Here is a 20616-nt window from a genome sequence, read left to right as displayed (position 1 = left end):
GCACCGTGATGGCAAAGCCATCGAAAGCAGATGGCCGGTTTTGCGGCCGAAATGACAGGAAGTGTTGCATGCCCATCCTCAACCGCGCCGCAGAGATGCAGGACGAAATCGCTGAATGGCGCAGGCAGATCCACCGGGAGCCGGAAATCCTCTTCGCCGTGGAGAAGACCGCCGCCTTCGTGGCCGGGAAGCTGCGTGAATTCGGTGTCGACGAAATCGTGACCGGCATCGGCCGCACCGGCGTCGTCGGCCTCATCCGCGGCAGGGGCGAGGGGCGCACGATCGGCCTTCGCGCCGACATGGACGCGCTGCCGATCGAGGAGACGAGTGGCAAGCCCTGGGCCTCGACCGCCAGGGGCAAGATGCATGCCTGCGGCCATGACGGCCACACGGCCATGCTGCTCGGCGCGGCGAAATACCTTGCCGAGACGCGCAATTTCTCCGGCAATGTCGCGGTCATCTTCCAGCCGGCCGAAGAGGGCGGCGGCGGCGGCAACGAGATGGTCAAGGACGGCATGATGGAGCGCTTCGGCATTGCCGAGGTCTACGGCATGCACAACCTGCCCGGCATGCCGGTCGGCTCCTTCGGCACGCGCCCCGGCCCGATCATGGCGGCGACCGACGAGTTCAGCATCACGGTGAGAGGCCGCGGCGGCCATGCCGCGCTGCCGCACAAGACGGTCGATCCGATCGTCATCGGCGCGCAGGTGGTTTCCGCGCTCCAGACCATCGTCTCGCGCGTCGCCGACCCGATCGCGTCCCTCGTCGTCTCCGTCACCAAGTTCAACGCCGGCTTCGCCCACAACGTCATCCCGGAGACGGCGCAGCTTGCCGGCACCGTGCGCACGCTCAGCGCCGAGATGCGCCAGGAGGCGGAAACCCGCATCCGCCAGGTCTGCGACGGCCTTGCGGCGGCCCACGGCGCCGAGATCACGGTCGGCTACCACCGCAACTACCCCGTCACGGCCAACCATCCCGAGGAGACCGGCCACGCCGTCGCCGTCGCGCGCGAGATCGCCGGCGAGGCCGCCGTCGATCCGGCGCTCGACCCGATGATGGGCGGCGAGGACTTCTCCTACATGCTGCTCGCCCGGCCGGGCGCCTTCGTCTTCCTCGGCAACGGCGACAGCGCCGGCCTGCACCACCCGGCCTACGATTTCAACGACGACGCCATCCCCCATGGGGTGAGCTATTGGGTCAAGCTCGCCGAAAGCCGCCTTCCCGCCTGAAAACCACTTGGCTAAAAGCCCCGGCTTTTGTATGGGTGCAATCAGTGGTCCCGTAGCTCAGCAGGATAGAGCACCAGATTCCTAATCTGGGGGTCCCGCGTTCGAATCGCGGCGGGATCACCACTCATTTTCGAGGTTTGCGTGGTGCCGCGCGGCGCCGTTCAGGACGGTGCGGATCTCCGACGGTTTGTTTCGTCATTCAGGAATGACGCCCGCTTCGCTTCCGCAGGGCCTTCACTTCTCATGGCACTCGACGAGGTCCATAGGCGTGACGACGCAGTTTGCGGGCGGCCGGCCGGCCGTGCAGGCGCCGAGCAGGGCGATGGCGGCGATGAGAATGATGTGGCGCATCCGGCCCTTCACCTTCGTGTTCCTGTTCGCCTCGCGCGCCGAAGCCGTTGGCGCGAATCGCTTCAGGTCGCTGTTCCCGCGAGGAGCCGCGTCAGACGTCTTCCGTCTCGCGCTCCGGCGTGACGACGCGGGGTTTCGGGCGGATGGAGGGGATGGCGGAGGGTTTGGTGACGACCTTCGGCTGCGGGGCCTTGATGCCGAGCATGCTGCGGATGCGGTCGGACACGAGCGGGCGGAAGCGGGTGGCGCGGAAGGGCATGTCGTCGGCGCCGTAGCCTTCCGGGCCGTCGTCCTTGCCGCGGTAGAGCTCCATCAGCTTGATGCCGTAGAAATCGCCGTCGACATAGTGGCGGTAGTGGCCGGTCCAGCGGACCGTGTAGACCTGCCCCTTGCGGATGCCCTGGTCGATCGAGACGTTCTTGAAGCGGTCGTTGATGCAGACGACCTTCTGTCCGACGCGGAATGTGGGCATGCGATGTCCCTCCTCCAATGACCGGCCGGCTCAGCCGGTCTTTCGGCAGTTGACGCCCGGCGCGTTCTCGCCCCTGGTCAGGTCGTAGAGCGTCGCCTCGTCGCCCTTCGTCCACCATTCATACTGGCCGCCGGCATATTTGGCGCCGGAGGCCGAGAGCACGTTGGCGGCGATGACCGTCTCCTCGGCGATCCTCAGGACGGCGAGCGAATTGGTGCCGGCATTGATGTATTCGACGACGACGCGCTGCTCGGCATCGCACTGGTAGTTGATCGTCTCGCGCGCCACGCTCTGTTCGGGGCCTGGCAAGCGGATGACGATGTCGGTGTTGTTCTTGAGGCCGGCGAGGCGGATCGCGGGGGCGCCCTCCTTGCCCGTCAGGTGCAGGATGCCGTTTTCGAGCTTCCACGAGGTCACGGTGCCGAGCGCGTCGAAGAACTTCTGCTCCTGGTCCATGATGGCCGGCGCGCACATCTTGCGCGTGGCGGCGGCGGGGGCGAAGGCGATGTTGCCGTTCTGCACCTTCAATTTGCCGCGATAGGTGTTGCAGCCGCCATTGCCGCCATAGGAACCGTCCGGCTTGATCTCCAGCGTCGTCTGCAGGTCGTCGATGACGCCGTTGCCGCCGATATCCTCGGCAAGCCAGGTGCCGCCGAGACCGCCCGGGACCGGCTCGTCGGCATAGGCCGGAACTGCCGCCATGAAGGCGAGGCAGGCGAGGGTCCATACTCTCAGGCGTCGGTGCACAGATTTCTCCAATCGCGTCAGGGCGGAAGACCGCTTTGCCGGGACGTTATGGCCGTCCGGGCGAAAAGGTCAAGCCGCGGGTTTGCGAAGACGGGCGCAGCCTTCGCTTTACAGCATTTCCATGACTTGTTGCAGGCGTCTTTCGCCTGTAGAGCCTTTTGTCGATAACAAGAAAATCGCGGACTTCACCATGGCTCCCGACGCGCGGCAAAAGCGCCGCATCACCATTCTCGGCTCGACAGGTTCCATCGGCACCAGCACGCTCGACGTGGTGCGCCAGCTCGGCGGGCAGGATCGCTACGAGGTCCTGGCGCTGACCGGCAACGGCAATGTCGATCTCCTCGCCGCGCAGGCGAAGGACTGCGGAGCGAGGATGGCGGTGACGGCGGACGAGAGCCGCTACGGCGCCCTGAAGGAGGCCCTTGCCGGCAGCGGCATCGAAGCGGCTGCCGGACGCGCGGCGCTGCTGGAAGCGGCCTCCGGAGAGGCGGACTGGGTGATGGCGGCGATCGTCGGCACGGCCGGCCTTGCGCCGACGCTGGCCGCAGCGAGGAAGGGCGCGGACATCGCGCTCGCCAACAAGGAATGCCTCGTCTCGGCCGGCGACCTCTTCGTCCGGGCCGTCGCCGCGGGCGGCGGGCGGCTCATCCCGGTCGACAGCGAGCACAGCGCGATCTTCCAGGCGCTGGAGGACGACCAGCGCCATGCGGTCGAGCGCATCGTGCTGACGGCTTCCGGCGGGCCGTTCCGCACCTGGAGCCGCGCGCAGATGGCCGATGTCACCGCCGATATCGCCCGGGCTCATCCCAACTGGTCGATGGGCCTCAAGATCTCGATCGGCAGCGCCTCCATGTTCAACAAGGCGCTGGAGATGATCGAGGCGAAGCACCTCTTCGACGTTCGGCCGGACCAGATCGAGGTGGTGGTGCATCCGCAGTCGATCATCCATTCGATGGTCGGTTATGTCGACGGCTCGGTGCTGGCGCAGCTCGGCGCGCCGGACATGCGCACGGCGATCGGCTATGCGCTGACCTATCCCGGGCGTTCGCCGCTCAATGTCGACCGGCTGGATTTCGCAAAACTGTCGCGGCTCGATTTCGAGGCGCCGGACGAGGAGCGCTTCCCGGCGCTGCGCCTGGCCCGCACGGCGCTCACGCGCGGCGGCCTGCAGGGCGCGGTGATGAATGCGGCCGAGGAGGTGGCGTTCCACGCCTTTGTCGGCGGGCGCATCGGCTTCCTCGCAATGGCCGATATTGCCGAGGCGGTGATGGACAGGCTCGCCCACCTGCCGCCGGCCGCCGCGATGGACGACGTATTTGCCGCGGACGAAGAAGCCCGGCGGGTGGCCGCCGGGCTCATCGGATAGTACCGGCTTACGCCGCGCCGTCAGGCGACGGCGCGGGCGAGCGCACAGCGCGACCAGAGCGAATGCAGGGCGCCGACGAGATGCTCGATATCCGCATCCGAATGCAGCGGCGTCGGCGTGATGCGCAGGCGCTCGGTCTTCTTCGGCACGGTCGGATAGTTGATCGGCTGGACGTAGATGCCGAAATTGTCGAGCAACAGGTCCGAGATCCACTTGCACTTGGCCGCATCGCCCACCATGACCGGCACGATATGGCTCGGATTGGGCATGTGCGGAATTCCGCTGCGGTCGAGCAGGCCGCGCAGCTTGCGCACGCGCTCCTGGTGGGCGAAGCGTTCGACCTGGCTTTCCTTGAGATGGCGGATGGCCGCGGCCGCGCCGGCAGCGATCGCCGGCGGCAGCGACGTTGTGAAGATGAAGCCGGAGGCGAAGGAGCGCACGAAGTCGCAGAGCGCCGCGGAGCCGGCAATGTAGCCGCCCATCACGCCGAAGGCCTTGCCGAGCGTGCCCTCGATGAGGGTGAGGCGGTGCATCAGGCCTTCGCGTTCGGCAATGCCGCCGCCGCGCGGGCCATACATGCCGACGGCATGCACTTCGTCGAGATAGGTCATCGCGCCGTATTTGTCGGCAAGGTTGCAGATCTCCTTGATGGGGGCGATGTCGCCGTCCATGGAATAGACCGATTCGAAGGCGATCAGCTTCGGCGCCTTCGGATCGGCGGCGGAAAGCTTGGCTTCAAGATCCTTCAGGTCGTTGTGCTTCCAGATCACCCGCTCGCATTTCGAATGGCGGATGCCCTCGATCATCGAGGCGTGGTTGCCGGCATCGGAGAAACAGATGATGCCGGGGATCCTGGAACAGAGCGTGCCGAGCGCGGCCCAGTTGGACACGTAGCCCGAGGTGAAGAGCAGGGCCGATTCCTTGCCGTGCAGGTCGGCGAGCTCGCGCTCCAGAAGGACATGGTAATGGTTGGTGCCGGAGATGTTGCGGGTGCCGCCGGCACCGGCGCCACACTGGTCGATGGCGAGCTTCATCGCCTCGGTCACCTTGGGATGCTGGCCCATGCCGAGATAGTCGTTCGAGCACCAGACCGTGACGTCCTGCGGGCCGTTCGCCGTGTGGCGGGTCGCCCTCGGGAAATTGCCCTTCTGGCGCTCCAGGTCGGCGAAAACGCGGTAGCGGCCTTCCTGATGCAGGCCGTCCAGCTCGTTCTTGAAGTAGGTCTCGAAGTCCATCCAGAGTCTCCTGTCCGGCGGAAACCCGGACATCATCGTCGTTGGCGGTCGTTCAATCGGCTATATCAGTCGCCCTTTTCCCGCAACGGTATCCGCTGCGGCAAATCGGCGCCACCTTTGAACCATTCCAATGTATCCTAAGCCCCCAAAGGCCATTTCCTGTTGATGCATGTCAAGTCTGCATGAAAAAAGGACGGCCTCAACCGTCCTTTTAATCGAACAGTTTCAAGTTTTTCGAAGGGTCAGGCGGCGGCGACGGCGCGCTTGGCCATGACCTTCACGAGATTGGCGCGATATTCCGCGCTGCCGTGGATGTCCGAGAGCAGGTCGCCGGCATCGACGGTCACGCTTGCCGCGGCATCGGCCGACCAGTCGGCGGAAAGCGCGGCTTCCAGCCCGGCATGGCGGAAGACGCCGTTCGCGCCGGCGCCCGTCACCGCCACCCGCACGCCGCCGCCCTCCGCCTTCGCCACGAAGACGCCGGTCATGGCATAACGCGAGGCCGGGTTCGGGAACTTGGAATAGCCGGCTTTCACCGGCGTGTCGAAGGTCACCGCGACGACGATCTCGCCGTCTTCCAGCGCCGTCTCGAAGAGGCCGGTGAAGAAGTCGTCGGCGGGGATCTCCCTGGCATTGGTGACGATCGTCGCACCCAGCGCCAGCATGGCGGAAGGGTAGTCGGCGGCCGGGTCGTTGTTGGCGACGGAGCCGCCTATCGTGCCCATATGCCGCACATGCGGGTCGCCGATATGGGTGGCGAGGTGGCAGATCGCGGGGCAGGCGGCCGCGAGCTCGGGCGAGGCCGAGACCTCGGCATGCGTCGTGCCGGCCCCGATGCGCACCCGGCTGCCGTTGACGGAGATGCCCTTCAACTCCGCGATGTGGCGGAGGTCGACGAGATCGGACGGGGCGGCGAGGCGCTGTTTCATGGTGGGAATCAGCGTCATGCCGCCGGAGACGTATTTCGCCTCATCGGAAGAGGACTGCAGGGCGACGGCCTCGGCGATCGAGGAGGGCCGATGGTAATTCGTGGCGTACATGGCGTCCTCCGTCAGTTGCCGGCGGCCAGCGCCGCCGCCCAGACCTTCTGGGGCGTTGCCGGCATGGTGAGGTCATTGTTGCCGATGGCGTCGGTGATGGCGTTGATCAGCGCCGGCGGCGAGCCGATGGCGCCCGCCTCGCCGCAGCCCTTGATGCCGAGCGGATTGCCCGGGCAGGGCGTCACCTGGTGCGAGACCTTGAAGGAGGGCAGGTCGTCGGCACGCGGCATGGTGTAGTCCATGTAGCTCGCCGTCAGAAGCTGGCCCGTTTCCGGATCGTAGTGCACGCCTTCGAGCAGCGCCTGGCCGATGCCCTGGGCGATGCCGCCATGCACCTGGCCCTCGACGATCATCGGGTTGATGATGTTGCCGAAATCGTCGGCGGCGACGAACTGGACGATCGCCGTCTTGCCGGTTTCCGGATCGACCTCGACTTCCGCGATGTAGCAGCCGGCCGGGAAGGTGAAGTTGGACGGGTCGTAGAAGGCGCCTTCCTTCAGGCCCGGCTCCATGCCGGAGGGCAGGTTGTGCGCGGTATAGGCGGCCAGCGCCATCTGGAACCATGGCACCGACTTGTCCGTGCCGGCGACTTTCAGCGCGCCGTTCTCGATGACGATGTCGCTCTCGTCGGCCTCCATCAGGTGGGCGGCGATCTTCTTGGCCTTGGCCTCCACCTTGTCGAGCGCCTTGACGATGGCAGACATGCCGACGGCGCCGGAGCGCGAGCCGTAGGTGCCCATGCCCATCTGCACCTTGTCGGTGTCGCCGTGCACGATGGAGACACTGTCGATCGGCACGCCGAAGCGTTCGGCGACGAGCTGGGCGAAGGTCGTCTCATGGCCCTGGCCGTGGCTGTGCGAGCCGGTCAGAACCTCGATCGTGCCGACGGCGTTGACGCGCACCTCGGCCGATTCCCAGAGGCCGACGCCGGCACCGAGCGAGCCGACCGCCGCCGACGGCGCGATGCCGCAGGCCTCGATATAGCAGCTCATGCCGATGCCCCGCTTCATGCCGCGGCTTGCGGCTTCCGCCTTGCGGGCGGGAAAGCCGTTCCAGTCGGCGGCCGCCATGGCGGCTTCCAGCGAGGCCTCGTAGTCGCCGGCGTCATAGTTCATGATGACGGGCGTCTGGTGGGGGAAGGTGCGGATGAAGTTGATGCGGCGAAGCTCTGCCGGCGAAACGCCGAGTTCGCGCGCTGCCGTCTCCATGGTGCGTTCGAGCAGGTAGGTTGCCTCAGGCCGGCCGGCGCCGCGATAGGCATCGACGGCGGCGGTGTTGGTGTAGACCGCGCGCACATTGGCATGGATGGCCGGGATGGCGTACTGGCCGGAGAGCAGGGTGGCATAGAGGTAAGTCGGCACCGAGGAGGAGAAGAGCGACATGTAGGCGCCGAAATTGGCGATCGTGTCGACCTTCAGGGCCGTGATGCGGTTGTCGGCATCAAAGGCCATCTTGACGGTCGAGACATGGTCGCGGCCGTGCGCATCGGTGAGGAAGGCCTCGGTGCGGTCGCTCGTCCATTTCACCGGCACGCCCGCGCGCTTGGAGGCCCACAGACAGACGATCTCCTCCGGATAGATGAAGATCTTCGAGCCGAAGCCGCCGCCGACATCCGGAGCGATGACCCGCAGCTTGTTTTCCGGCGCGACATTGTAGAAGGCGCTCATGACGAGGCGGGCGACATGCGGGTTCTGGCTGGTCGTGTAGCAGGTGTAGTGGTCCTCGGCGGAATCATAGATGCCGAGCGCGGCGCGCGGTTCCATCGGGTTCGGCGCGAGCCGATTGTTGACGATCCGCATCTCCGTGACATGGGCGGCCGCGGCGATGGCCGCATCGGTGGCGTCGGAATCGCCGAGCTGCCAGTCGAAGATGAGGTTGCCGGGCGCCTCGGGGTGGAGCTGCGGCTGGCCGGCTTCGAGTGCCCTGACGGCGTCGGTGACGGCCGGCAGCACCTCGTAGTCGACGAGGACAGCCTCGGCCGCATCGCGCGCCTCGCCCATGCTGTCGGCGACAACCACGGCGACGGCGTCGCCGACATAGCGCACCGTCTCGTGCGCGATCGGCCGCCAGGCGCCCATTTTCATCGGCGAACCGTCCTTGGAATGGATCATCCAGCCGCAGATCAGGTTGCCGATGCCGTCGTCGAGCATCTCTTTGCCGGTGAGCACGGCGATGACGCCGGGCATGTCCTCTGCCGCCGACGTATCGATGCTCCTGATCCTCGCATGCGCATGCGGCGAGCGCACGAAGGCCGCATAGCGCATGCCCGGCACGGACATGTCGTCCGTGTAGCGGCCCTGGCCCATGAGAAACCGCTTGTCTTCCTTTCGCGCGACGCGCGCGCCGATGCCTTCGACACCCATCTTCATCTCCTCCAGAGAATGAGCGAATAGCGAGTAGGGAGTAGCGAATAGGGGGGCGGGTGCGGGGGCGTCTTTCGCCCTATTCGCTACTCGCTATTCCCTATTCGCCTCCCCGTTATTCCGCTGCCTGCCGGCCTGCCGCGCCCATTTCCTCGGCGGCGGCCAGGATGGCTTTCACGATGTTGTGGTAGCCGGTGCATCGACAGATGTTGCCTTCGAGGTTTTCCCGCACCGTCTTCTCGTCGAGCCTTGCGCCGTAGCGGTTGATCATGTCGACCGCGCTCATCACCATGCCGGGCGTGCAGAAGCCGCATTGCAGGCCGTGATTGGCCTTGAAGGCGGCCTGGACGGGATGCAGCTCGCCATTGGCCGCAAGGCCTTCGATGGTGAGGATCTCGGCGCCGGCGGCCTGGGCCGCCAGGATCGAACAGCTCTTCACCGCCTTGCCGTCCATATGCACGACGCAGGCCCCGCACTGGGACGTATCGCAGCCGACATGGGTTCCGGTGAGACTGAGCTGGTCGCGGATGAAATGGACAAGCAGCGTGCGGTCCTCGCACTCGCGGCTTACCTTCCGGCCATTGACGGTCATTGCCACTTTCGCCATGCGTTCCTCCCTGGCGGTTCACTGTCCGCTGGGGCGATCGATCCGACGTCACATGCAGCGGGCGTCCTCACGACGCGGGCCTGGGATCAAACGACACCAGCATTGTCTGTTCGCGTGCATTGCATTCGTAGCGGGATGCCGCCGGCCGTTCCTCCGACCGCCGGCGCGGCATCAACAGTCATATCATTTGACTTTTTGCGGCGGCGATCAACCGGTACTTTCAGGCAATCGCGAAATTTCTCGTGACCGGTCGACAGGCCGGGAGCAATCAAACGAAATGGAAACGATATTTATTCGCATGTCAAAAAAATAGTTGAATGCCATGGACTTCCCGATTTCCGGGTATATTTTCGGTCTTGGACAAACCTCACCGTTGAAGACGGCCGCGGTATGTTTCCTGAGTAGAAGGGGATAGGGCGGACCCGGCAAACGCGGCCGCCGCTCAACTTTGGAGAATATCTTCATGAAGAAAGTCATTGCGCTCGTTCTGGTCGGCCTGGCCGTGGCCAGCTGCACGCAGACGGAAAAGGGTGCGGGTATCGGCGCCGTCTCCGGCGCGATCATCGGTGGCGCTGTCACGGGTAACGTGCGCGGTGCCGCCGTCGGCGCGGCCATCGGCGGCGTCTCGGGTGCTGTCATCGGCAGCGTCTCCGAACAGCCGGGCCAGTGCTACTACCGTGACCGCTACGGCCGCCGTTACATCGACCGGTGCCCGTCAGGTTACTGACCGTCGGTTCATGCAACCTATGCGAAGCCCCGGAGTGTCTCCGGGGCTTTTGCTTTTCCGCGGGTGACGGAAAATCACCGCTCCGGTGCTTCAAATCTTGTCTCCATCCGTGTAAAACCGCCGTTAACATTACGGAAAACCTAACGCGTTAGGGTCTTTTCCTGCCTGAAAGCCCCGTATGAGGCGGGGGCGCCTGAAGTTCGTGACGGAAGCTGTCGGTTTGCCGCGTGCACCGCACCTGAAGGAGAAAGGCGACGGATAGCTGCGGATGCGGGATAAAGTGAACCGGCCGGAAAAGAGTTTTGCGTTTTTGAGAGCTGGAACCGCGCTCGCGGTCGCGGCCGCCCTCGTATGCGGCCCCTTGTCCGCCGCGCCCGCGTCGGCCTTCGAGATCTTCGGCATGAAGTTCTTCGAGAACGACGACGAGGAAGCGGCCGCCGCCGTCATCGATCCCGTCAACTACACGCTGACGCTCGATCCCGGCACGGACGACGCCGATCTCAAGGAAGCGATCGAGAACACCGCCCGTCTCAAGCAGGACGAGGGCAAGCCGGTGTCCGGCGATCTCGGCCTCGTCATCAAGGCGCGCGACGACCGGGACCGCATTCTGGCGGCGCTTTATGAAAAGGCCCGCTACGGCGGCGTGGTGACCGTGACGGTCGGCGGGCAGGACCTCGATTCGCTGCCGCCCAACCCCGAATTCAACCAGCGTGGCGCCGTTCCGGTGACGATCAGCGTCGAGCCCGGCCCGGCCTTCACCTTCGGCGAGATCGCCTTTTCCGGCGATGCGGAGGGGCGCAATCCCGCCGATTACGGGCTGGTGCCCGGCGCCCGGGCCGATTCCACCCTCATCCTGAAAGCCGGCGAAAAGGTCGTCGTCGACCTGAAGGCCGAGGGCCGGCCGCTGGCGAGGCTCACCGAGCGCAATGCGACGGCCGACCACAAGACGCAGACCGTCGACGTGGTGATCGCGGCCGAGGGCGGGCCGGTCGCGCCCGTCGGCGAGGTCGGCGTTTCCGGCACCAAGACGGTCGATCCGGCCTTCGTGCAGCGCTATTCGCGCATCAATGCCGGCCAACCCTATTCGCCGGAAGCGCTCACCAAGGCGGCCGAGCGGCTGCGCACGCTCGGCGTCTTCTCCAGCGTGACGATCCGTGAGGCCGACAAGCTGGCGCCGGACGGCTCGCTGCCGATGACCATCGAGGTCTCCGAAGGCAAGCACCGCTATTTCGGCGTCGGCGCGCAATATTCGAACACGGATGGCCTGGGCCTGCAGGGCTACTGGGGGCATCGCAACCTTTTCGGCCAGGCGGAGTCCCTGCGCCTGGAAGGCTCGGTCAGCCGGATCGGCGAGTCGGATATCGGCAATCTCGACTATTCGGCGGGCATCCTCTTCTCCAAGCCCGGCGCGTTCGGGCCGGCCTCGACCTTCAATGCCAGCCTCAAGGCCTCGATCGTCGATCCCGATGCCTACAAGGCCTTCACCACCACGGCTGCCGCCGGCGTCAGCATCGAGCTTTCCGACACGGACACGGTCAGCGCGGGCGGCGAGGTCATGTGGAGCGATGTCGAGGACGCGTTCGGCAAGAACAAGTACCTCACGCTCGCCATCCCGATCGAATATGTGCGCGACACCCGCGATGACAAGCTGAACCCGACCGAGGGCTATCGCGCGATGATCAATGCGAAGCCGAGCTACGAGATCGAGCGCGGCACCTTCTTCTCCAGCTTCGAAGGCGCGATCACGGGCTACCAGGCGTTCGGCGAGGAGAAACGTTTCGTGCTGGCCGGAAAGCTTGCCGCCGGCACAATCATCGGCGGCGACGACCTCTCGGACATTCCGGCGACGCGGCGCTTCTTCCTCGGCGGCGGCGGCACGGTGCGCGGCTACGGTTACCAGGAGATCTCGCCGCGCGACGGCCGCAACAAGCTGCTCGGCGGCCGTTCCTATGTCGCGGCCACGGCCGAGGCGCGCATCGGCGTCACCGAGACGATCGGCGTCGTGCCTTTCATCGACGTCGGCACGGTCTCGACCGACGAAGTGCCCGATTTCAAGGATATCCGGGCCGGCGCGGGCATCGGCCTGCGCTATGCAACGCCGTTCGGGCCGCTGCGCCTCGATGTCGCGGTGCCGCTGAAGAAATATCCCGGCGGCACCTCCTTCGGCGTCTATGCCGGCATCGGCCAATCCTTCTGACTGTCGCCTCAATTTTCGTCTAGGCTCTTGATCGGCCGCGCGATTCAGATTCAAGACGGACCGGAGCGATTCCTTGCGCTCTTCGCACGCGAAATGGATAAGGCATGAACAGGCTGTCCCGAATTCTCCGCGCCACGCTCCGTTTTATCGGCTATGGCCTTGCCGTTCTCGTGGTCCTTCTTGCCGGGCTGATCGGTTTTGTCGGCTTTACGGATGCGGGCGCGCGTTTTGCCGTTTCGCAGGTGGAAAAGATCGCCGCGGCGAGCGGGCAGGTGATCTCGATCAGCGAGCCCTCGGGCCTGCTCACGGGCAAGCTCCGGGCCGGCACGATCACGGTCGGGGATGCGAAGGGCACCTATGCAGAAATCCGCGACCTTGCCGTCGACTGGTCGCCCTGGGAGCTTCTGTTCTTCAGCTTCGAGGCCGAGCGCGTCTCCGCCTCTTCCGTTTCCCTGCTGCGCCTGCCGGAGCCGAAGGCCGAGTCGGAACCATCGGACGAACCGTTCACCCTGCCGGTGGAGGTGCATGTCGGCGCGCTGGCGATCCCGGAGCTTTTCGTCTCCGGCACGGTCGCCGGCCGCGACCAGCGCATCGTCGTCTCCGGCAGCGGCGATGCGACCGCAGAGAGCGTCGCGATCAAGCTCTCCGCCTCGGAAAAGGCGCGGCCGGATGCGCGCGTCGCCGCCGATATCGTCTTCAATCCCGCCGACAACGAGCTTCGCCTCGAGGCCGACGTCGCCGAGCCGAAGGGCGGGCTGCTCGCGGCGCTGCTCAAGCTGCCGAACGACCCTGCCGTCGCGATCCGCCTGACGGGCGACGGTCCGCTCTCCGAATGGACGGGTCGGCTTTCCGCCGCGCTGGACGGCACGGAAATGCTGCGGGTCGACGGGCGCCACGACCTTTCGGCGAACGGCCTGCACACGATCGCCCTCAATGGCGGCGGCACGTTCGATGCGCTGATGCCGCCGCAGCTTCGCCCGCTCTTTGCCGGCGAGACGGGCATCGATGTCGTCGCTGCCTTCGACGGCTCGGACATGCTGCGCATCGAGAAGGGCTCGATCTCGACGGGCGCCATGACGCTGGCCGCCTCGGGCACCGTCAGCGCCAAGGGCGTCAACGACCTCGACGTCAAGCTTTCCGGCAAGGATGGACCGATCGATTTCCGCTGGCCGCTCGCCGAGGGCGATGCGCGCGTGCTCATCGAGGGCGCCGACCTGTCGCTCACCGGCGAGGCGACCGCGGCGGCGCTTGAGGCCAATGCCACCGTCGTTTCGGCCGCGCTGCCGGCCGGCCGGGTGGAAAATATCCGCCTCACGGCAAAAAGTGACGCCTTCAACGTCGCCAGTCAGTCCGGCCGCATCGACGCGGTGCTCGAAACCGGCGTGACGGCCTTTGCCAGCGCCGATGTCGACCGCATGGTGAAGGGACCGGCAAAGCTGGTGGCGACACTTGCCGTCTCGCCCGACGAGATCGTCTTCGATCCCGCGACGCTCGAAAGCGCCAGCATCGGCGGTACGCTGTCGGGCCGTTACGGGCTCACGAGCCGCGAGGCCGACGTCAATTTCCGCCTCTTCGCGCTGCCGGCCGTGCTGCCGCCGGCGCTGGCCGGCAAGTTCGACACGACGATCGCGATGGAGGGGCGGGTCCAGCTGGCGGGTGACGGCGCCGTTCAGGTCTCCGGGCTCCAGGTCAAGTCCGGCACGCTGGAGACGGCGGGCACGGTGTCGCTCGGCAACGGCACGCTCGACGCCGCGCTGACCGGCAAGGTGCTGGACCTCGGCAAGCTGCTCGCCGATGCGGCGGGCGAGGCGGCCTTCGAACTTTCCGCCACCGGCCCTGTCGCGGGGCTCGACGTGTCCGCCAAGGTCACGTCGAGCGGGGCGACCCTCTCCGGCCGCACGCTCAGCGATCTCGTGGTGACGCTGACCGGCAAGGCCGTCGCCGACAGCCCGTCCGGCGAGCTGACGGTGACCGGTGCGCTCGACGGCCAGCCGATCAATGTGCGCTCCAGCATCACCTCTCAGGGCGGGCGCATCTCCGTGCCGGTGCTGGAGGCGGAAATCGGTCCGAACACGCTGAAGGGCTCGCTCGCGCTGGCGCAGAACTTCATGCCGGACGGCACGATCCGCTTTGATTTCCCCGATCTCGGCCTGCTCGCCGCAATGGCGGGCCAGCAGGCGGCCGGCGATCTCTCCGGCCAGGTGGAAATCGCAACCGGCAATGGCAGGACGTCCGCGACCGTCCAGGCGTCGGGTTCCGCCATCCGGCGTGATACGCTCAGCATCACCAGGCCGGCGGTCGACCTCACCATTGCCGATCTTTCCACCGCGGCGATCACCGGCACGGTGCGCGCCGAGCGGGTCGCCTCGGGCGAGAACCGGCTCGAAGCGCTCAAGCTCGACTTTTCGCGCGAAGGGCAGGCGACCAATTTCGACCTGACCGGCCGCCTCGACGACGCGCCGCTTCTGACAAAGGGCAAGGTCATCCAGCGTGACGGCGGGCTGGACGTCGCCCTCGAGGCCTTCGAGGCCGCTCCGCGGCGCATTGCCTTGAAACTGGCCAAGCCGACGACGATCGGCGTCACCAATGGCGTCGCCGCGCTCGACGGGCTGACGATCCAGGCCGGCCGCGGCTCCGCCACGGTCTCCGGCCGGGCGGGCGAGACGCTGGATCTGTCCGTCCGCCTTACGGCGCTGCCGGCGGCGCTCGTCAACAATTTCGCCGCCGGCCTCGGTGCGGAGGGCACGATCGGCGGCACGGTCACCGTGAAGGGCCGCGCGGCGGCGCCGGTCGTCACTTATGCGCTGGATTGGGACGGGGCCGTGACGAGCCAGACCCGCGGCGCGGGCATCGGCGCGCTCACCATCAATGCCAAGGGGGAATTCGCCAACAACCAGGTGCGGCTCGATACGGTGCTTTCGGGCGGTGGCGGCCTCTCCTTCCGCGGCGGCGGCACGGTCGGCATCGGCGGGGCGACGCCGCTCGGGCTCAAGTTCAACGGCACGGTGCCGTTCGGCCTCTTGCAGGGCCAGCTTTCCGCCCAGGGCTTCGTCCTGACCGGCAATGCCGATGTCGATGTCTCCATCGGCGGCACGGCGGCCGCACCCTCGATCACCGGCAGCATCACCGCCGGTGGCGCGCGGCTCGTCGATGTGCGCCGCAACCTCGCGGTGGAGAACCTGACGATCCGCGTCACCATGGACGGGCGGCAGGCGGTGATCGAGACGGTCTCCGGCAGGCTCGCCAGCGGCGGCCAGCTTTCGGCCAGCGGGCGCGTCGGCATCGATCCGGCCAGCGGTTTTCCGGTGGACGTCGCCATCAAGCTCGGCGACATCACCTATGTCGACGGCACGCTGGTGACGGCGAATGTCGCGGGCGACCTGACGCTGAAGGGGCCGGTGGCAGGGCTTTCTCTCGGCGGCAAGCTGCGCATCAACAAGGCGAACATCACCATTCCGCAGAAACTGCCGGCCTCGCTCTCCGAGATCGACATCAAGCACCGCAACGCGCCGGCCGACGTCAAGCGCATGACGGCGGACGTGCAGCGTGACCAGGGCAGTAGCGGCGCCTCGCGCGGCATAGCCCTCGACCTCACCATCGAGGCGCCGGGCCAGCTCTTCGTGCGCGGCCGCGGCATCAATGCGGAACTCGGCGGCAGCCTGAAGATCACCGGCACGTCCGCCTCGCCGGTCGTGTCCGGCGGCTTCGAGCTGGAGCGCGGGCGCATGGAGATCCTGACGCGTCGTCTCGACTTCACCAGCGCCCATATCGGCTTTGCCGGCGGCCTCGTGCCGACGGTCAATCTGGTGGCCGCCAGCACGGCCGGCTCGACGGAAATCACGGTGACGGTGGCCGGCCTTGCCAACAACCCGACGGTCACCTTCGCCTCCTCGCCCTCGCTGCCGCAGGATGAGATCCTGGCGCAGCTGATCTTCAACCGCTCGATGTCGAACCTTTCCGCGGTGCAGATCGCCCAGCTCGCCTCCGCTGCCAGCCAGCTTGCCGGCGGCAGCTCGACCGGCCTGCTCGACAGCCTGCGCAGCAAGCTCGGCGTCGACGATCTCGACATCACGACGGATGCGGAAGGCCGGGCGGCGGTCTCCGCCGGCAAATATCTCAACGAGCGGACCTATATCGAACTGAAGCAGGACCCGGAGACGAACGGCGCCAAGGCGGTCATCAACCTCGATGTCGGCCGCGGCCTGAAGCTGCGCGGCGAGGCCGGCAGCGCCGGCAGCGCCGGCGCGGGCATCTTTTACGAGAAGGAATATTGACGGGTGCCGGCGATGCGGCCGGTTGTTCCGCTGTGAATATTCTGCCGGTAAGGCTGAAAATACGCGGCCCCGCTATGGTGCGGGGCCTTTTGCATTTCCGGCACGACAAACCGCGGTGCGTTTGAAAGATTTTAACCAGGGCGTGCATAGGATCGGATCACGAAGCAGATGAAACTGGAAAGACCCCGATGACCTCCATCAAGACGGCCGGCTTTGCCGGCGACACGCTCGAAATCATCGCATTCCGCCTGCACGATCAGGAATTCTGCGTGAAGACGACGACGATCCGCGAAATCCGCGGCTGGGCACCGTCCACGCCGATCCCGCATTCCCCGCCGGACGTCATCGGCGTGATGAACCTGCGCGGCACGGTGATCCCGATCATCGACCTTGCCCACAAGCTCGGCATGAAGAGCACCGAAGCGAACGAGCGCAGCGCCATCGTGGTTGCCGAAGTGCACAGCATGGTCGTCGGCCTCGTCGTCGATCGCGTCTCCGACATCCTCACCATCCGCAGCGAGCAGATCCAGCCGGTGCCGGAAGTGACGACCTCGTTCGACAAGGTCTATGCGGAAGGCATCATCGCCCATGAGAACGGCATGATCTGCTTCCTCAACCTGGCGCGCATGTTCAAGGAGCGCGACGTGGAAGAAATGGCAGCCTGACCTTTCCGACATATCACCGCTATCCGGACCGTCGTACGATTGTACGGCGGTTTTTTGTTGCCGGCCTGTTTATGCAACTTTACCGATAGTTTGCCTGCGCTCAGGATGACGCTCACCTAGCGTAACCTGAGTCCTTCGCTCCAGGATCAGGCGTAAGGCATTGTTATATAGGATTTCCCGAATCCTGTCACTCGATTTTCATGGATTCTTAAGCCTGCAATGCCATCTTTGATTGTAGATGCGCATTTCATCGCTCCGGCATGAAGCCTCCCGCGAAGATTGTTTTCACCGCTGCCAGTGCGCGGCCGCCGAGGCGTCCGTGCCTGAGAGTCAACACCAGGACGATCGCCACGCGCGCAATCCCGACCGTGGTCATCGCACAGGGGGACAGGGCATGCTTTCATTCGCAAAATCCATGGATGCGGGCCATATCTTCGACGCGCTGTCGCGCTCGCAGGCCGTGATCCAGTTCGATCTCACCGGTACGATCCTGACCGCCAACGAGAACTTCTGCCGGACGCTCGGCTACGAGCTGAAGGAGATCGTCGGCAAGCACCATCGCATGTTCTGCGAGGCGGCCTATACGGCGAGCGACGAGTACCGCCAGTTCTGGGCGCGGCTGGCGCGGGGCGAATACGATTCGAACAGCTACAAGCGCCTGCGCAAGGACGGCGGCGAGATCTGGATCCAGGCGACCTACAATCCGGTCTTCCGCGGCGGAAAACCCTACAAGGTCGTCAAGTTCGCTTCCGACATCACCGAGGCGAGGAAGCGGGCGGCGGAGGATGCCAGCAAGCTCGACGCGATCACCCGTTCGCAGGCGGTGATCGAGTTCACGCCGACCGGCGAGATCCTGACCGCCAACGAGAATTTCTGTGCGGCCCTCGGCTATGACCTATCCGAAATCCGCGGCAAGCATCATCGCATGTTCTGCGACCCCGCCTATGTGCAGACCGCGGCCTATGCGGATTTCTGGAGAAGCTTGGCCGAGGGCCGCTTCATCTCCAACGAATTCGTGCGCTACGGCAAGGGCGGGCGCGAGATCTGGATCCAGGCGGCCTACAACCCGATCCGCGACCTTTCCGGCCGGGTCTACAAGGTGGTCAAGTTCGCGACGGATGTGACCGAGCGCATGTCGGCGATCAATGCGCTCGGCGCCGGGCTGAAGGCGCTGGCCGAGGGGGATCTGACGCAAACCCTCGCCACGGCCTTCGTGCCGTCGATGGAGACGGTGCGCAGCGACTTCAACGATGCGGTGGCCGGCCTGCACGAGGCGATGCGCACGGTCGAGAGCAACGCCAATGCGATCGCCTCCGGTGCGCAGCAGATCCGCTCGGCCGCCGACGACCTGGCGCGGCGCACCGAGCAGCAGGCGGCTTCCGTCGAGGAAACCGCCGCCGCCCTCGACGAGATCACCACCACGGTCGGCGATTCGAGCCGGCGGGCGGACGAGGCCGGCATGCTGGTCGGCAAGACCCGGGCGGGCGCGGAACAATCCGGCGCGGTCGTCAAGAAGGCGATCGACGCGATGGGCCAGATCGAGCAGTCCTCGCGGGAGATCTCCAACATCATCGGCGTCATCGACGACATCGCCTTCCAGACCAACCTCCTGGCGCTCAATGCCGGTGTCGAGGCGGCACGGGCGGGCGAGGCGGGCAAGGGTTTTGCCGTCGTGGCGCAGGAGGTGCGCGAGCTCGCCCAGCGGTCCGCCAGCGCCGCCAAGGACATCAAGGCGCTGATCACCACCTCCGGCGAGCAGGTCAGGAGCGGCGTGGCGCTGGTCGACGAGACGGGGCGGGCGCTTCAGGAAATCCTGGTGCAGGTGCAGGACGTGCACGCCAATGTGGTGGCGATCGTCGAGGCTTCGCGGGAGCAATCGACCGGGCTTCGCGAGATCAACCAGTCGGTCAATGCGATGGACCAGGCGACGCAGCAGAACGCGGCGATGGTCGAGGAGAGCACCGCGGCGAGCCACGCCATGGCGCGCGAGGCGGAGGCGCTGCACGCGCTCATCCGCCGGTTCCGGCTTGCGGGCACCCCCGCCCAGCCGGTGCAGCGCACGCCGTCACCCACCCCCGTATCGCAGCTTCATGCCATGGCGCGCGCCCTGCGTGCGCCGCGCGGCTCCACGGCGCCGGCAGCGGAGAACTGGGAAGAGTTCTGAGCGCGCCGCGGCATGAAAACGGCCGGCAGCAATGCCGGCCGTTCGCGTTCTCGGGATGGGATCAGGGGGCGGCGGCGTTGCCGGCGCGTGCTGCCGGCGGCACTTCGGCCGGCGGCGGGCGGTGGATTAGCGGCGCGGCCTGAAGGACGAGACTGTCGAGCCCTTCGCCGCCATGGTTGTCGACGATGTCGAAGAACTGCCGGCGCATGCGCGGCTCCCAGAACTTGTTGATATGGGTCGCCACGCCGCTCGCCGCCTCGCTCGCCGGCTGCGAATGGAAGAAGGTGGCGATCTGGTTTGCCATCCTGACGAGCTTGTTGCCTTCCGACATCCCTGTCTCCTAACCGTTGCCGATCCGGCGTTGCGTGCCGGAGACGATGCGCTCCGCGCCGGTGAAAATCTCGAACTCCTCGCCGCGCACCAGCGCGATCAGCGTCATGCCGGCCTCTTCGGCGGTGCGGATGGCAAGCGCCGTCGGCGCGGAAATGGCGATGATGAAGGGGCTGCCGATGATCGCGGTCTTCTGCACCATCTCGACGGAAACGCGGCTCGTCACCACGACGGCGCCGGCGCTGCCCGCATGCCCCGCCCGCCGCGCGGCGCCGACGAGCTTGTCGAGCGCATTGTGCCGGCCGACATCCTCCCGCACGGCGATGAGGCCGTCGCCCGGGACATAGAACCCGGCGCCATGCACGGCGCGCGTCACCATGTGCAGCGGCTGCTGGCCGTTCAGGAGGCGTACCGCCTCGACGACCGCATCTTCGCTGAGCGTAAGGGAGGAGGCACGCACCGAGGGCGTCACGCGCACCGCCTGCTCGATCGATTCGATGCCGCACAGACCGCAGCCGACGGGGCCGGCCATGTGGCGGCGGCGGGCGGTCAGCGCGTCGTTCTGCGCGTCCGCCAGCCGGATCTGCACGTCGATGCCCTTGTCCTCGGCCAGCACCTCGATGGTCTCGATCTCGCCGGGGTCGGTGATGATGCCTTCCGTCAGGCTGAAGCCGACGGCGAAATCCTCGAGGTCGGCGGGCGTCGCCATCATCACGGCATGGGTCGAGCCGGCATAGGAGAAGGCGACCGGGGTCTCCTCCGGCACGAAGCGTTCGCCCTCCGCAAGCCGCCCGTTGCGGCGGGCGATCTCGGCGACCTTGGTCGTGGTGGAAAAATCCGGCACGCCGC

15 protein-coding genes and 1 tRNA gene are annotated in these 20616 nt (G+C 66.3%); 8 read left to right on the top strand and 8 right to left on the bottom strand.

Annotated elements, in window-relative coordinates; all coding sequences use genetic code 11:
• The first annotated feature begins 68 nt into the window (after window positions 1-68).
• Complete coding sequence (locus tag WMC41_RS19745; RefSeq protein ID WP_432345865.1) at window positions 69-1229, top strand: M20 aminoacylase family protein; 1161 nt, start codon at window positions 69-71, stop codon at window positions 1227-1229.
• A gap of 46 nt (window positions 1230-1275) precedes the next feature.
• Window positions 1276-1352, top strand: a tRNA-Arg gene (locus tag WMC41_RS19740).
• 319 nt (window positions 1353-1671) lie between these two features.
• Here WMC41_RS19740 and WMC41_RS19735 read toward each other — a convergent pair.
• Together WMC41_RS19735 and WMC41_RS19730 are read right to left on the bottom strand one after the other, a co-directional pair.
• A complete protein-coding gene (locus WMC41_RS19735; protein WP_272807029.1) occupies window positions 1672-2052 on the bottom strand; it encodes a CAP-Gly domain protein in 381 nt (126 codons plus the stop codon).
• Between the two features lie 30 nt (window positions 2053-2082).
• Window positions 2083-2799, bottom strand: coding sequence for an META domain-containing protein (locus WMC41_RS19730; protein ID WP_244769217.1), 717 nt, complete (start codon window positions 2797-2799; stop codon window positions 2083-2085).
• Window positions 2800-2989: 190 nt separating this feature from the next.
• On the opposite strand from WMC41_RS19730, the gene dxr reads away from it, so the two are divergent.
• On the top strand, window positions 2990-4165 hold the full coding sequence (dxr, locus tag WMC41_RS19725; protein WP_288081135.1) for a 1-deoxy-D-xylulose-5-phosphate reductoisomerase: 1176 nt from the start codon (window positions 2990-2992) through the stop codon (window positions 4163-4165).
• Window positions 4166-4185: 20 nt separating this feature from the next.
• On the opposite strand, the gene hemA is transcribed toward dxr, so the two are convergent.
• The 4 genes from hemA to WMC41_RS19705 all read right to left on the bottom strand — a co-directional run bounded on the left by hemA (window position 4186) and on the right by WMC41_RS19705 (window position 9410).
• Window positions 4186-5400, bottom strand: coding sequence for a 5-aminolevulinate synthase (gene hemA / locus WMC41_RS19720; RefSeq protein ID WP_432345862.1), 1215 nt, complete (start codon window positions 5398-5400; stop codon window positions 4186-4188).
• A 242-nt stretch (window positions 5401-5642) separates the two neighbouring features.
• Complete coding sequence (locus tag WMC41_RS19715; RefSeq protein WP_432345860.1) at window positions 5643-6440, bottom strand: FAD binding domain-containing protein; 798 nt, start codon at window positions 6438-6440, stop codon at window positions 5643-5645.
• A gap of 11 nt (window positions 6441-6451) precedes the next feature.
• Window positions 6452-8803, bottom strand: coding sequence for a xanthine dehydrogenase family protein molybdopterin-binding subunit (locus tag WMC41_RS19710; protein WP_432345858.1), 2352 nt, complete (start codon window positions 8801-8803; stop codon window positions 6452-6454).
• A gap of 115 nt (window positions 8804-8918) precedes the next feature.
• Window positions 8919-9410 carry a (2Fe-2S)-binding protein gene (locus WMC41_RS19705; RefSeq protein ID WP_244769222.1) on the bottom strand — a complete coding sequence of 164 codons (492 nt, stop codon included), beginning with the start codon at window positions 9408-9410 and terminating at the stop codon, window positions 8919-8921.
• Window positions 9411-9873: 463 nt separating this feature from the next.
• On the opposite strand from WMC41_RS19705, the gene WMC41_RS19700 reads away from it, so the two are divergent.
• The 5 genes from WMC41_RS19700 (at window position 9874) to WMC41_RS19680 (ending at window position 19437) form a co-directional block, all read left to right on the top strand.
• Window positions 9874-10137 (top strand): YMGG-like glycine zipper-containing protein, encoded by a 264-nt coding sequence (locus WMC41_RS19700; RefSeq protein WP_064331830.1) that lies wholly within the window; start codon window positions 9874-9876, stop codon window positions 10135-10137.
• Between the two features lie 268 nt (window positions 10138-10405).
• Window positions 10406-12334, top strand: a complete 1929-nt coding sequence (locus WMC41_RS19695) for an autotransporter assembly complex protein TamA (protein ID WP_244769223.1) — start codon at window positions 10406-10408, stop codon at window positions 12332-12334.
• 104 nt (window positions 12335-12438) lie between these two features.
• Complete coding sequence (locus tag WMC41_RS19690; protein WP_432345855.1) at window positions 12439-16608, top strand: translocation/assembly module TamB domain-containing protein; 4170 nt, start codon at window positions 12439-12441, stop codon at window positions 16606-16608.
• A gap of 188 nt (window positions 16609-16796) precedes the next feature.
• Window positions 16797-17273, top strand: a complete 477-nt coding sequence (locus WMC41_RS19685) for a chemotaxis protein CheW (RefSeq protein WP_244769225.1) — start codon at window positions 16797-16799, stop codon at window positions 17271-17273.
• Between the two features lie 394 nt (window positions 17274-17667).
• A complete protein-coding gene (locus WMC41_RS19680; RefSeq protein WP_432345852.1) occupies window positions 17668-19437 on the top strand; it encodes a methyl-accepting chemotaxis protein in 1770 nt (589 codons plus the stop codon).
• Between the two features lie 61 nt (window positions 19438-19498).
• Here WMC41_RS19680 and WMC41_RS19675 read toward each other — a convergent pair whose 3' ends face one another.
• Window positions 19499-19768 carry a formate dehydrogenase subunit delta gene (locus tag WMC41_RS19675; protein ID WP_432345850.1) on the bottom strand — a complete coding sequence of 90 codons (270 nt, stop codon included), beginning with the start codon at window positions 19766-19768 and terminating at the stop codon, window positions 19499-19501.
• Between the two features lie 9 nt (window positions 19769-19777).
• A complete protein-coding gene (gene fdhD, locus WMC41_RS19670; protein WP_244769228.1) occupies window positions 19778-20611 on the bottom strand; it encodes a formate dehydrogenase accessory sulfurtransferase FdhD in 834 nt (277 codons plus the stop codon).
• Between the last annotated feature and the right edge of the window lie 5 nt (window positions 20612-20616).

Origin of the sequence: Shinella yambaruensis (assembly GCF_050859155.1) — a bacterium.
Taxonomy (GTDB): domain Bacteria; phylum Pseudomonadota; class Alphaproteobacteria; order Rhizobiales; family Rhizobiaceae; genus Shinella; species Shinella yambaruensis.
This window is presented reverse-complemented; position numbering and strand designations above follow the sequence as displayed.

What these genes read in the sequence shown, in the direction of transcription:
- WMC41_RS19745 (WP_432345865.1), top strand. Translation starts at nt 69, where the DNA reads ATGCCCATCCTCAACCGCGCCGCAGAGATGCAGGACGAAATCGCTGAA.
- WMC41_RS19735 (WP_272807029.1), bottom strand. Translation starts at nt 2,052, where the DNA reads ATGCCCACATTCCGCGTCGGACAGAAGGTCGTCTGCATCAACGACCGC.
- dxr (WP_288081135.1), top strand. Translation starts at nt 2,990, where the DNA reads ATGGCTCCCGACGCGCGGCAAAAGCGCCGCATCACCATTCTCGGCTCG.
- hemA (WP_432345862.1), bottom strand. Translation starts at nt 5,400, where the DNA reads ATGGACTTCGAGACCTACTTCAAGAACGAGCTGGACGGCCTGCATCAG.
- WMC41_RS19715 (WP_432345860.1), bottom strand. Translation starts at nt 6,440, where the DNA reads ATGTACGCCACGAATTACCATCGGCCCTCCTCGATCGCCGAGGCCGTC.
- WMC41_RS19710 (WP_432345858.1), bottom strand. Translation starts at nt 8,803, where the DNA reads ATGGGTGTCGAAGGCATCGGCGCGCGCGTCGCGCGAAAGGAAGACAAG.
- WMC41_RS19705 (WP_244769222.1), bottom strand. Translation starts at nt 9,410, where the DNA reads ATGGCGAAAGTGGCAATGACCGTCAATGGCCGGAAGGTAAGCCGCGAG.
- WMC41_RS19700 (WP_064331830.1), top strand. Translation starts at nt 9,874, where the DNA reads ATGAAGAAAGTCATTGCGCTCGTTCTGGTCGGCCTGGCCGTGGCCAGC.
- WMC41_RS19695 (WP_244769223.1), top strand. Translation starts at nt 10,406, where the DNA reads ATGCGGGATAAAGTGAACCGGCCGGAAAAGAGTTTTGCGTTTTTGAGA.
- WMC41_RS19690 (WP_432345855.1), top strand. Translation starts at nt 12,439, where the DNA reads ATGAACAGGCTGTCCCGAATTCTCCGCGCCACGCTCCGTTTTATCGGC.
- WMC41_RS19685 (WP_244769225.1), top strand. Translation starts at nt 16,797, where the DNA reads ATGACCTCCATCAAGACGGCCGGCTTTGCCGGCGACACGCTCGAAATC.
- WMC41_RS19680 (WP_432345852.1), top strand. Translation starts at nt 17,668, where the DNA reads ATGCTTTCATTCGCAAAATCCATGGATGCGGGCCATATCTTCGACGCG.
- WMC41_RS19675 (WP_432345850.1), bottom strand. Translation starts at nt 19,768, where the DNA reads ATGTCGGAAGGCAACAAGCTCGTCAGGATGGCAAACCAGATCGCCACC.